This window comes from Ruegeria sp. CDSC079, from assembly GCF_059610505.1.
In genome coordinates, this window is record NZ_JBXWNT010000010.1 from 96,768 (window position 1) to 109,162 (window position 12,395).

The following is a 12,395-nucleotide window of genomic DNA, read 5'->3' on the forward strand; positions in this document are numbered from 1 at the left end:
TCTCCGTATGCTCTTTTACGTTTAAGGACTATATAGGGCCATAATGGACAAGTACCCGGACCAAAAGCGCGCAGTGCAATATCTTTACCCGCCGATCGACCCGTTCGATCAGCGCATGGTCGATGTGGGCGATGGTCACCTTATCTATATGGAACAATGCGGCAATCCGGATGGCCTGCCGGTGGTCGTGTTGCACGGAGGCCCAGGTGGCGGATGCAGCCCCGCAATGCGGCGCTATTTCGATCCGGACGTCTTTCGGGTGATTCTGTTTGATCAGAGAGGCTGTGGACGCTCGCGCCCGCACGCGTCGGTCACAGACAACACAACCTGGCATCTGGTGGCCGATATCGAACGGCTGCGCACCCTGTTGAACATCAGTGATTGGGCCGTTTTCGGTGGAAGCTGGGGCGCAACCCTGGCGTTGATCTATGCGCAGGCGCATCCCGACCGGGTGAATAGGCTGATATTGCGCGGCGTGTTTCTGGCAACGCAGGCCGAGCTGGACTGGTTCTATGGTGGTGGCGCGGGCAAGTTCTGGCCCGAGCAATGGTCCAAGTTCACCGCTCTGCTCTCCGAGACTGAGCTTTCCGACACGATTGGGGCCTATAACAAACGTCTGTTCTCAGGGGATCGGGCGACTGAGGTTCTGTACGGACGGGCCTGGTCCGCCTGGGAAAATGCGCTGGCGTCAATCCATTCGAACGGATCCACCGGAGAAAGCCCGGGTGAGTATGCGCGCGCCTTTGCCCGGCTTGAGAATCACTATTTCATCAATCGGGCTTTCCTTGATCAGGACGGGCAGATTCTGGAGCAGATGGATCGGATCGCTCATATTCCCGGCCATGTCGTTCAGGGGCGCTATGACATGATCTGCCCACCGCATTCTGCTTGGAACCTGGCCGAGCGCTGGCCGAATGTCGAATTGAAGATGGTCCGTCAGGCGGGCCATGCCCTGTCTGAACCCGGCATCAGTGCCGAACTGGTCCGCATTATGAACCGCGTGGCCGAGGGGGTAGCATGACCCGCATTGACCGCCGCGCGTTGTTTGCATCAGGTGCCGCTGCGGCGCTGTTGGCCGCAACAGGTGCGTCACTGGCGAATACGCCCAAGCCGGGCGGAACCCTGCGGCTTGCGGTGCCGCGTGACGACAGTCTTGAACAAGTTGCACGGGGGGCGGTGTTTGACACGCTGACCGAAATCGCACCGGACGGTACCTTGCGAGGTGAGCTGGCGACAGGATGGCAGACCGATACGGATGCCCGGATCTGGACGTTTGATCTGCGCGATGATGCGGTGTTCCACGACGGCGTAGCATTGGATATCGCTGATGTGATGGCGGTTTTGGCCGAAGTCGGGCGCGCCGAAGCGCTGGCCCCTAACCGGCTGCATCTTGAACTGTCCAAACCTAATCCCGGCCTGCCTTTCCTGCTGGCCGAAAGTCAATTTGTCATCCCGCGGGCTGGTCAGAGCGTCAAACCGCTGCAGATCGCCAATGGCACCGGATGCTACCGTGTCGAACGGGCTGAGGATGATCGCCACTTTCTGGGCCGCAAAGTTGTTGACCATTATAAGAGCACTCAGGCCGGCTGGGCGGATGCTTTTGAGATTATCGTCATTCCTGATGCCCGCGTCCGGGCCGAAGCATTGCGGGATGGCTATGTGGATATTGCTGCCCTGCCATCATCCGAAGGCTTGAATGGGCTGCGCGGTCTGCGCCTTCACCCCAGCGAATCGGATATTGCGCTGGCGGCGGCTGCTCATGTTGGTATGCCCCAGCAGATCGGTGGCGCGCGCGCGCTGGACGACGGACGCATCGCTGAACGGTGGTGGTTGGCGTAAATTCCGGTCAGGGTTCCTGCCGGGGGTTGCAGACTCGGGAAACCCTGCGTATATGCAGTTGCAACAGCGGCGTGTCAGACTTCTGGTCTGGGGCTCCACCGGGAATTTCGACGGGCCGCGCGCCCGTTTTTTTGTGCCCGACTGACAGGGTAAAGTAGCTGATGACAAACGAACTGATAGCCAAAGCTGCCATTGATCGGAGACTGGCCGAGATCATCACCCCAGTGATCGAAGATCTGGGGTATGAGCTGGTCCGTATCCGCCTGATGAGCGGCAAGCAGACCACCTTGCAGATCATGGCCGACAAGCCCGATGGTGGCATCGAAGTGGATGATTGCGCCGAGATATCGAACGCAGTCAGTGCCACGTTGGATGTCGAAGATCCGATCCTTGACGCCTATGCGCTGGAAGTGTCCAGCCCCGGCATCGACCGGCCTCTGACACGTCTCAAGGATTTTGAGATGTTCGAGGGCTATGAGGCAAAGATTGAAACCGCCGAACTGATCGAAGGCCGTCGCCGCTTCAAAGGTGAGCTGGCCGGGATCGAAGGCGATGAGGTTTTGATCAATATCTCCGAGGGAGATGAGACGATCACCATCGGCTTGCAGTTTGACTGGCTAAGCGATGCCAAGCTGGTCCTGACCGATGATCTGATCAAAGAGATGCTGCGCCAGCGCAAGGACGCCGGTGCCCTGAACGAAAACGCTTTCGACGAGATTGAGACCGAAGGGTCCGAAGAGGAGACGAACTGATGGCAATCACCTCAGCCAACCAGCTGGAGCTGCTGCAGACCGCCGAGGCCGTGGCCCGCGAAAAGATGATCGACCCCGGTCTGGTTGTCGAAGCGATGGAAGAATCGCTCGCCCGTGCCGCCAAAAGCCGCTACGGCGCCGAGATGGATATCCGCGTCAGCATCGACCGCAAGACCGGTAAAGCGACCTTTACCCGCGTCCGCACCGTGGTTGAGGATGAAGAGCTTGAGAACTATCAGGCCGAGATGACCGTCGAGCAGGCCAAGCAATACATGGAAGCGCCGGAAGTCGGTAGCGTCTATGTCGAAGAAGTGCCTCCGGTCGAAATGGGCCGGATCGCGGCGCAATCCGCTAAGCAGGTGATTCTGCAAAAGGTTCGCGAAGCCGAGCGCGATCGCCAGTACGAAGACTTCAAGGATCGCGCAGGTACCATCATCAACGGTGCGGTCAAGCGCGAAGAGTTCGGCAATGTCATCGTCGATCTGGGCGGTGCCGAGGCTGTTCTGCGCCGCAACGACAAGATTGGCCGCGAAAGCTATCGCCCCAATGACCGTGTGCGCGCCTATATCAAGGAAGTTCGTCGCGAGGTTCGTGGCCACCAGATCTTCCTGTCGCGCACCGCGCCTGAATTCATGGCTGAACTGTTCAAGATGGAAGTGCCGGAAATCTATGACGGCATCATCGAGGTCAAAGCTGTTGCTCGTGATCCCGGATCGCGCGCCAAGATCGCTGTCATTTCCTATGACGGCTCGATCGACCCTGTCGGTGCCTGCGTTGGTATGCGCGGCAGCCGTGTGCAGGCCGTCGTGAATGAACTGCAGGGTGAAAAGATCGACATCATTCCATGGAACGAAGATCAGCCCACCTTCCTGGTGAATGCGCTGCAGCCTGCCGAGGTGTCCAAGGTTGTTCTGGATGAAGAAGCGGGCAAGATCGAAGTTGTGGTTCCCGAAGAACAGCTGAGCCTTGCCATTGGCCGTCGCGGTCAGAATGTGCGTTTGGCCAGCCAGCTGACCAATCTGGACATTGATATCATGACCGAAGCCGAAGAATCGGCGCGCCGTCAGAAAGAATTCGAAGCCCGCACCAGCCTGTTCATGGAAAGCCTGGATCTGGACGAGTTCTTTGCGCAGCTGCTGGTCTCGGAAGGGTTTACCAACTTGGAAGAAGTCGCTTATGTCGAGCTCGACGAGCTGTTGGTCATTGACGGCGTCGACGATGGCACCGCGCAGGAACTGCAGACCCGTGCGCGTGAACACTTGGAAGCACAGGCCAAAGCGGCGCTGGATGCAGCGCGTGAGCTGGGTGTCGAGGACAGCCTTATTGAATTCGAAGGTCTGACACCCCAGATGGTAGAGGCGCTGGCCAAGGACGACGTGAAAACGTTGGAAGATTTTGCCACCTGCGCTGACTGGGAACTGGCTGGTGGTTGGACCACAGTTGATGGTGAGCGTATCAAGGATGACGGCGTTCTGGAGCCTTTTGGCATAACGCTGGAAGAGGCGCAGGATCTGGTCATGACCGCACGCATCATGTTGGGCTGGGTTGATCCTGCCGAACTGGAGCAGGCTGAAGAAGACGGCGTAGCGGCCGACGAGGAAGCCGAGGCCTGATCGCAGGCTTCGGGTGGCGCACATGGGTCGCGGTGGCGTCCATAAGGATCGGTCTGACGGACCCGAACGCAAGTGCATTGCCACTGGCGAGGTTCAGCCTAGATATGGGCTGATCCGCTTTGTGGTCGGGCCAGACGGTCAGGTCTTTCCTGATGTCGCGGCAAAACTGCCGGGGCGCGGTGTTTATGTCTCGGCCGACCGCAGCGCGTTGGACAAAGCCATCGGCAAGAAATTGTTCGCGCGGGGGTTCAAGGCGCAGGTCACTGTGTCAAAGGATCTGGCCGATGAGGTTGAAAAGCAGATTGCGCGGCGCGTGATCGAGCTTTTGAGCCTCGCGCGCAAGTCCGGTGATGCGGTTGCTGGCTATGAAAAGGTCAAGGCAATGCTGGACCGGGAAGAGGCCCAGATATTGCTTCAGGCGTCCGATGGATCGGGGCGCGGCAAGTCGAAACTCAGCACGCCGCACTTTGGGAAATACATCGGCTGGTTGACCGCAGACGAACTTGGGGCGGCATTTGGGCGCCAAACCGTGATTCATGCGGCCTTGGCCTCTGGCGGACTCGCCAAACGTGTTGTAGAGGAAGCGCAGCGCCTGCATGGCTTGCGCGAAACGGATGACGGCGGCAAGGGCCGCGCGGAAGGGTAAGAAGCTTTATGAGCGATAGTGACGGCAAAAAGACATTGGGTCTTCGTGGCGGGGCGCGCCCCGGAAATGTGAAACAAAGTTTCAGCCACGGACGTACCAAGAATGTCGTGGTGGAAACCAAACGCAAGCGCGTGGTGGTCCCCAAGCCGGGTGCGGCCAAAACCGGTGGTGGAGCTACGCCATCAGGTGATCCGTCGCGTCGTCCAGCCGGGATTTCCGACGTGGAAATGGCGCGCCGGATGAAGGCGCTGCAGGCTGCCAAGGCGCGTGAGGTCGAAGAGGCCGCCGAGCGTCAGGCCGCTGAAAAAGCGCGCGAGGAAGAGCGTGCCCGTCGCCGTGCGGAACTAGAGGCCAAAGAGCGCGAACAGCGCGAGGCCGAAGAACGCGCGCGCGCCAAGGCCGAAGAGGAAGAACGCAAGCGCAAAGAGGCTGAAGATGCCGCTAAGCGTGTCGCGGCGACCCCGACTCCTGAAGAGCCAAAAGCCGCCCGCAGCCCGGCCAGCAAGCCTGCGCCCGCAGCAACGCCACGCAAGCAGGATCGCGAGCGTGAACAGCGCGGCACGCGCACCAAGGGCCGTGACGATAACCGCCGTTCAGGCAAGCTGACTCTGGGTCAGGCGACCGGTGGTGAAGGCAACCGCCAGCGTTCGATGGCAGCCATGAAGCGTAAGCAAGAGCGCGCGCGTCAGAAAGCCATGGGCGGCGCGGTCGAGCGGGAAAAGGTTATCCGTGACGTACAGCTGCCCGAGGCGATTGTCGTGTCCGAGCTGGCCAACCGTATGGCCGAGCGTGTCGCGGACGTTGTCAAATCGCTGATGAACATGGGCATGATGGTCACGCAGAACCAGACCATTGACGCTGATACTGCGGAACTGATCATCGAAGAATTTGGCCACAAGGTCACGCGCGTCTCGGCCTCTGACGTCGAGGACGTCATCAAAGAGATCGAAGACAGCGAAGGCGATCTGCAGTCGCGTCCGCCGGTCATTACCATCATGGGTCACGTTGACCACGGTAAGACCTCGTTGCTGGACGCGATCCGCGACGCTCGCGTTGTGGCGGGTGAGGCCGGGGGTATTACCCAGCATATTGGCGCTTATCAGGTGAAAACCGATGGCGGCACAACGCTGTCTTTCCTGGATACGCCGGGCCACGCGGCCTTTACCTCGATGCGTTCGCGCGGGGCACAGGTCACGGATATCGTGGTTCTGGTTGTTGCTGCGGATGACGCGGTGATGCCGCAGACGATCGAGGCGATCAACCACGCCAAAGCGGCGGGTGTCCCGATGATCGTTGCGATCAACAAGGTCGACAAGCCGGATGCGAACCCGGACAAGGTTCGCACCGATCTGCTGCAGCACGAAGTCATCGTTGAGAAAATGTCGGGTGAGGTTCAGGACGTCGAAGTGTCCGCCATCACCGGTCAGGGTCTGGATGAGCTGCTGGAAGCCATCGCGTTGCAATCCGAAATTCTTGAGCTGAAAGCCAACCCGAATCGCGCCGCCCAGGGTGCCGTGATCGAGGCGCAGTTGGATGTGGGCCGTGGACCTGTTGCTACCGTTCTGGTTCAAACCGGTACATTGCGTCAGGGCGATATCTTTGTTGTGGGTGAGCAATACGGTAAAGTCCGTGCACTGATCAACGACAAGGGCGAACGCGTCAAAGAGGCAGGCCCCTCGGTTCCGGTTGAGGTTCTGGGTCTGAATGGCACGCCCGAGGCCGGGGACGTTCTGAACGTGACCGAGACTGAAGCGCAGGCGCGTGAAATCGCCGCCTACCGTGAACAGGCCGCCAAGGACAAACGCGCCGCCGCCGGTGCCGCAACCACCCTTGAACAGCTGATGCAAAAGGCCAAGGAAGACGAAAACGTCACCGAACTGCCAATTCTGATGAAAGCGGACGTGCAAGGTTCTGCCGAAGCCATCGTTCAGGCGATGGAGAAGATCGGCAACGACGAAGTGCGCGTGCGGGTGCTGCATTCAGGCGTCGGCGCGATCACCGAAACGGATGTCGGCTTGGCGGAAGCGTCCGGAGCCCCGATCTTGGGCTTCAACGTGCGTGCCAATGCTTCAGCCCGGAACACCGCGAACCAAAAGGGCGTGGAAATCCGCTACTACTCGGTGATCTACGATCTGGTCGACGACGTGAAAGCCGCCGCATCAGGCCTGTTGAGCGCCGAGATCCGCGAAAAGTTCATCGGTTATGCCGAGATCCGCGAAGTCTTCAAGGTTACAGGCGTTGGCAAGGTTGCTGGCTGTCTGGTTACAGAAGGCGTGGCGCGTCGTTCCGCAGGTGTCCGCCTGCTGCGCGACAACGTGGTGATCCACGAAGGCACGCTGAAGACGCTGAAGCGCTTCAAAGACGAAGTGGCCGAGGTTCAGTCGGGTCAGGAATGCGGTATGGCATTCGAGAACTATGACGATATCCGCGCCGGAGACGTCATCGAAATCTTCGAGCGCGAAGAGGTCACCCGGACACTGGATTGATCCGGACAGAACTGAAATTCGGAAAACAGCGGCTCTAACGGGCCGCTGTTTTTCTTTTGGAGAGCTGACGTGAGCCTTTGACTTTATGCGCGAGTTTGTTTGAAGTTAATCATCAAGTCGCACCGGGTAGCCTTGGTTCAAGAGGCAAAGTAAATCTAGGTTGGTGTCGGCTATGCGGTCAAAGCAGCCTTATGCAACTGCTGCTATTGCTGACGCAGCATCGGTGAGCAGCTGCTGCACGCGCATCGCTGCGGTGCAACTTATTTCGTCAAACCGGCCATTCAAGGCAAGGTCATAGTCCGAATTTCGAACGGAGCTTTCGGTGCATCCAGATTGGACAATCTGGACGCATGAAACAGCGCTCATTGCTTACGATGGCGACAACGAGCGCTTCCAGAATGCGCCCCGAAAAATTGACCTGGTGAATACTAGCGGCAATGCGGGAGGCACACGCACCAGCGCTGTCTGATCAGTCCGTTGAGAAGCAATAAAACAGACCCGCCCCGCCAGAACGTGGCAGATGTTCTTCTCCACAACCACGCGAGCCGTGCGACGAGTTCCAAGACACCATGTTTCGCGCATCATTGAGACCCACACGGTCATGATGTCCGACAATCGCGGACCCGTCTTCACTATTCGAAGTCCAGTTGCTGCATGTCGTATCGCCACCTGCCGTCGAGAAATGTCCGGCAGAATCGGAGCCAGTCAAAATGTCATGTTTGTTCGGCTGACTACCACGCCCATTTACAGGGTTACCGTTTTCATCGAGTGCGGTCAGAATACTAATGTTCACGCTGTCGCTGTGTAGGTCTTCTACATTGTTGGCGATGAGTTCTCCCTTGGCATTGTACCATGGACCCGCCCCGATTCGGTCGCGTGCCGAAATACCGTTGGTTATTGTCATCGGGTCGGTGCTGCGATCAATGGACATTGACGTGCTCAGATAGGCCGAAAAAGTTTTGGAAGAACCGACCGCAGAAGCAAGTGCATTACAATGAGCATCGGCGCCGTCGAGGCCGCCTAGATTGGCACCGTCTCCTTTGCCTACACTAGTGATGAAGAACGACATCTCATCGCCTGCCGATTGTGCCTGAACGATTGCCGCGAAACAGCAGATTACGAGTGCAGCAACCCCATGGACAGCTGTTCTGTTGGTGAACTTCGACATGTGATTCTCCCTTCTTGCTGTTTGATCTCCGATGCTAGCCGTATGCATTGCTTGGGTCCACGATTAGCGCACAGGGATTAGAGAACATGACAGTTCAGCCTTCGAAACATATCTTGACGGAATATTGGTCGGCACAGACGTTATGGCCGACTTTCGTCACCATTGCGGCAAACCCAAAATGGGGTTCGCACGAAACTTTCGCCGCGAGTATTGCGAACGCCCGGTCTGACAGACGTACTCTACCACCGTGCTGTGATCGATTGCCTCAGATGCTGGACAAAGCAGCTTTCCGACTTGACCGCGGCAATGTCCGTAGTCAGCCTAAAGCCGCTATTGCGCTGAATGCCTTGCATCGGAATGTCGGCCTTTGAAACACTGAACTCGTAATGCTGCTCTGCAAATAATGCGACTGCTTACAACTGTTTTTGGGTGATTTCAGTTGGCTAGAGCTTTGGCTATACGTTCAACCAAGGCCCGTTGCACGAGAGCAAACCTTGGTGTTTGCGCGATTTCCTCTAGTGTTGCGACCCAGAGCGGAACTTCGATTTGGGGATTCATGCCGTGCGATCTATGAAGGCGGGGGTCAGCATCGCCGATGAATTCTGGTAAAAATGTCTTGCCCGCTCCGGAAGCGGCCATCTGCTGAAGCACCAAAAAACTGTCTGCTCCGTTGGTAGTTTGTTCGGTTTTCGCGTTTTCTGCTAGCCACTTGGCAGGCAGAGAGCGGCTCAACGCGCCGTCAAGCCTCATCCATTTACGATTTGGGGAACCATCATCATAGACCCCAAACGACAATGTACCTGATCGTTCTCCGACCAGGCCGTCCTCAAGTTTAATCGATGGGCGCACAGCGATATCCGCAGTCAGCCGGGATAGATCACGGTGGCTGTTGCTACTCAACAAAGTCAGTTCCAACCCTGGGTACTCTTTGGAAATTTCATTCAAAATCTGAGGCAATACCATCTGGCAAAGACTGTCAGTGGACGTGATGCGAACGTGACCAACAGGAGAGCGGTTCGCGCCTACGATTGCCCTCTCTACTGAAAGCACCGCATCTTCAACGTTTTCCATAGCCGAGAGAATTGTTCTGGCCTCAGGCAGCGCGGAATATCCAGAAGAGCTCTTCCGAAAAATCGCACAGCCACTTCTCTGTTCAAAGGCAACCACTCTGCGCAGGACTGTCGCATGCGTTACCCCCAAAGCTTCCGCCGCCGAGTTCAGCGAACCGTATCTATCAACGGCAAGCACATATCGAATGTCATCCCAATTATCGTTGTTCATAAATTAACAAGAGGCGGCGAATAACAAACAATTACAAGTAAATTCGTTCAAGCTAACATTCGAAGTATTGAACAGGGAGAGACATCATGATGAAGAAGTTCTCAATTTTGGCGGCAGGCATTTTGTCTGTAGCGGCCATTGGCGCAGCCATCGCCCATGAAAGCGAAAATCCGGCTGTGAAAGCTCGGACCTCAATCATGCAGCTCTATTCCTTCAATCTTGGTACACTTGGCGGCATGGCCAAAGGCGAGGTGGACTATGATGCCGAGGCCGCAACACGGGCTGCAAACAACCTTGTTGTACTAACGCAGATCGACCAATCCGCGATGTGGCCCGCAGGATCCGACAATGTATCCGATCCGTCCACCCGAGCGCTGCCTGCGATCTGGGAAAACTTCGCTGACGTTGGTGCGAAAGGGCAGGCTATGGCAGATGCCGCTGTTGCGATGCAGGCTGCGGCAGGGCAAGATGTTGATGCCCTGAAAGCGGCTATGGGCGATCTGGGTGGAAGCTGTTCGGCATGTCACAAAGCGTACAGAGCGCCAAAAGATTAATTGGTAGATAGCTGTGAAGCGGTTTTTCCTTTTCACCGCTTTCGTCGCACTCTTGGTTGGGTTGGCAGGTTTGGTGCTGACCCGACCACAAAGAACGGATCAATCTAAACTCGACGGTTTGCATCCGGATCTCACCAGAGGCGAAATCGTGTTCCACGCCTCAGGATGCGCATCTTGTCATTCAGCGCCGGATGCGGTTGGTGAGGACAAGCTCATGCTCTCCGGTGGTCGCCGGTTTGAGACGGAATTCGGCACGTTCATTGCCCCCAACATTTCCAGTGACCCAGAAGTTGGTATTGGGTCCTGGTCTGCCCTGGATCTGGCCAATGCCTTGATCCATGGGACCGGACCCGAAGGGCAGCACTATTTTCCAGCGTTTCCCTATACATCTTACGCCAACATTACGGCCGAAGATGTTATTTCGCTCCTTGCATTCCTCAGAACCCTGCCAGCGTCCAAAGCCGAAAGCGTTTCTCATGAAGTCGGTTTTCCTTTCAATGTTCGTCGTGGATTGGGGGGATGGAAACTGTTGTTCATGACACCAGGCTGGGTAGTCGAAGGTGATTTGACCGACCAACAAAGACATGGCAGGTATTTAGTGGAGGCGTTGGGTCACTGCGCCGAATGCCATACGCCGCGAAATGGCTTAGGTGGTCTGAAACGAGACCTTTGGTTGACAGGTGCACCAAATCCAAACGGGAAGGGTCGCGTCCCGGGCCTTACCTCAGACCAGCTTGATTGGTCCGAGGCCGACATTTCCGAGTACCTCAAATCTGGCTTTACACCGGACTATGACAGCGCTGGTGGTGAGATGGTGGAGGTCATCGAGAACACATCTCGCCTCACCGATGAGGACCGTTTGGCGATTGCCGCCTATCTCAAGGCGGTTCCTGTTTCGTCGGCGGTGCTTCCATCAGAGTAACAGTCGTTTGGCGCCATGCAGGGGGACCAGATGCTGTCGTCGATCGCCGGTAGGAAGCCGCAGGGCCTATTCCCTTTTCACCAACCACCTGTTTTACGTTTTGAACGTCGGAGCTCAGCAATATCCCGAGATTCTGTTCATGATTGATTGAGCGTTGTGGTCAAATGAAACAAATAATCGCTCTTTAATCCATTCCAATATCCATTGCGGTACTGGCTCTGAAACTGTTGGCTTGGTGGCTGACAGGCTCGGTGGCGTTGTTGTCGGACGCAATGGAATCTACCGTGAATGTCGTTGCGGCGTTGCTGGCACACTTTGCGGTTCGGGTTGCCAATAAACCCCCTGATGAAAACCAACCCTTTTGTCACAAAAAAGCTGGGTATCTTTCCGCTGTCGTCGAGGGCGTATTGATTGTTCTGGCGGCGTTCTTGATCATCAGAGAAGCTGTACTGGCACACCCAAACCCGCATCTTGAGGATGCGCCTCTTTTTGGAATCGCCGTCAGTGTCATTGCAACGGGCGTGAATGGCGCATGGGCTTACCTATTGCTCAAAATCGGCAGTCGCGAGGGTTCGCCTGCATTGGAGGCGAGCTCCCGGCACATTTTCACAGATGTCATGACCTCAGTTGGTGTCATCGCAGGTCTGATACTTGCACTTGTCACCGGCTGGCTGATCCTCGATCCGATCCTGGCAATTCTTGTTGCACTGAACATCTTGTGGGAGGGCTGGAAAGTTATTCGGGCGTCTGTCGATGGACTGATTGATGTAACCCTTTCGGATCATGACTTGCAGACCGTTACTAATGCAATCGAAGCAAATCTCGGCGCAGCCTTGGAGTACCACGACCTCAAAGGGCGTAGATCCGCAAACGTCATCTTTGTGGAGTTTCATCTTGTTGTGGACGGCACAATGCCAGTCAGCGCGGCGCATGGTATATGCTATGACATCGAGGAAGAATTGGATCGTTTGTATCCGGGTTCTGTCTTTGTCATTCACCTCGAACCTGATGACGAGCTGAAGGGTGACCGGGTTAGTTCCCGCTAAACTGGTCACATGGCTCAGCAAAAACTCTATTGGTTTGACTGATCTGACTAAGACGTTCGGCTTGAAATTCGTCAGACCTAAGCCCGAT

At 56.6% G+C, this 12,395-nt stretch carries 11 protein-coding genes; 9 read left to right on the top strand and 2 right to left on the bottom strand.

Going from position 1 to position 12,395, the window contains the following annotated elements; all coding sequences use genetic code 11:
• Nucleotides 1-43: 43 nt before the first annotated feature.
• From pip to infB, 6 genes are all read left to right on the top strand, one after another.
• Nucleotides 44-1,021 carry a prolyl aminopeptidase gene (pip, locus tag AC2FIC_RS17700; protein ID WP_282022178.1) on the top strand — a complete coding sequence of 326 codons (978 nt, stop codon included), beginning with the start codon at nucleotides 44-46 and terminating at the stop codon, nucleotides 1,019-1,021.
• Nucleotides 1,018-1,839, top strand: coding sequence for an ABC transporter substrate-binding protein (locus AC2FIC_RS17705; protein ID WP_282022177.1), 822 nt, complete (start codon nucleotides 1,018-1,020; stop codon nucleotides 1,837-1,839). The genes pip and AC2FIC_RS17705 overlap by 4 nt, the downstream gene beginning before the upstream one ends.
• Nucleotides 1,840-2,000: 161 nt before the next feature.
• Nucleotides 2,001-2,591, top strand: a complete 591-nt coding sequence (rimP, locus tag AC2FIC_RS17710; protein WP_282022176.1) for a ribosome maturation factor RimP — start codon at nucleotides 2,001-2,003, stop codon at nucleotides 2,589-2,591.
• Nucleotides 2,591-4,204: a transcription termination factor NusA gene (nusA, locus tag AC2FIC_RS17715; RefSeq protein ID WP_271950779.1), complete on the top strand. Its 1,614-nt coding sequence runs from the start codon at nucleotides 2,591-2,593 to the stop codon at nucleotides 4,202-4,204. Before rimP ends, nusA begins: the two co-directional genes overlap by 1 nt.
• A 22-nt stretch (nucleotides 4,205-4,226) precedes the next feature.
• A complete protein-coding gene (locus tag AC2FIC_RS17720; RefSeq protein ID WP_142638257.1) occupies nucleotides 4,227-4,850 on the top strand; it encodes an RNA-binding protein in 624 nt (207 codons plus the stop codon).
• An 8-nt stretch (nucleotides 4,851-4,858) separates the two neighbouring features.
• The gene (gene infB / locus AC2FIC_RS17725; RefSeq protein ID WP_496692727.1) at nucleotides 4,859-7,336 is read left to right on the top strand and encodes a translation initiation factor IF-2; all 2,478 of its coding nucleotides are present in this window, start codon (nucleotides 4,859-4,861) and stop codon (nucleotides 7,334-7,336) included.
• A 469-nt stretch (nucleotides 7,337-7,805) separates the two neighbouring features.
• Here infB and AC2FIC_RS17730 read toward each other — a convergent pair whose 3' ends face one another.
• Together AC2FIC_RS17730 and AC2FIC_RS17735 are read right to left on the bottom strand one after the other, a co-directional pair.
• The gene (locus AC2FIC_RS17730) at nucleotides 7,806-8,504 is read right to left on the bottom strand and encodes a hypothetical protein (RefSeq protein ID WP_281973611.1); all 699 of its coding nucleotides are present in this window, start codon (nucleotides 8,502-8,504) and stop codon (nucleotides 7,806-7,808) included.
• A gap of 435 nt (nucleotides 8,505-8,939) precedes the next feature.
• A complete protein-coding gene (locus AC2FIC_RS17735) occupies nucleotides 8,940-9,785 on the bottom strand; it encodes a LysR family transcriptional regulator (RefSeq protein ID WP_496692728.1) in 846 nt (281 codons plus the stop codon).
• Nucleotides 9,786-9,871: 86 nt separating this feature from the next.
• On the opposite strand from AC2FIC_RS17735, the gene AC2FIC_RS17740 reads away from it, so the two are divergent.
• The 3 genes from AC2FIC_RS17740 to AC2FIC_RS17750 all read left to right on the top strand — a co-directional run bounded on the left by AC2FIC_RS17740 (nucleotide 9,872) and on the right by AC2FIC_RS17750 (nucleotide 12,307).
• Nucleotides 9,872-10,339: a c-type cytochrome gene (locus AC2FIC_RS17740; RefSeq protein ID WP_496692729.1), complete on the top strand. Its 468-nt coding sequence runs from the start codon at nucleotides 9,872-9,874 to the stop codon at nucleotides 10,337-10,339.
• Between the two features lie 13 nt (nucleotides 10,340-10,352).
• The gene (locus tag AC2FIC_RS17745) at nucleotides 10,353-11,261 is read left to right on the top strand and encodes a c-type cytochrome (RefSeq protein WP_496692730.1); all 909 of its coding nucleotides are present in this window, start codon (nucleotides 10,353-10,355) and stop codon (nucleotides 11,259-11,261) included.
• Nucleotides 11,262-11,488: 227 nt separating this feature from the next.
• Nucleotides 11,489-12,307, top strand: a complete 819-nt coding sequence (locus AC2FIC_RS17750) for a cation diffusion facilitator family transporter (RefSeq protein ID WP_496692731.1) — start codon at nucleotides 11,489-11,491, stop codon at nucleotides 12,305-12,307.
• The last annotated feature ends 88 nt before the right edge of the window (nucleotides 12,308-12,395 follow it).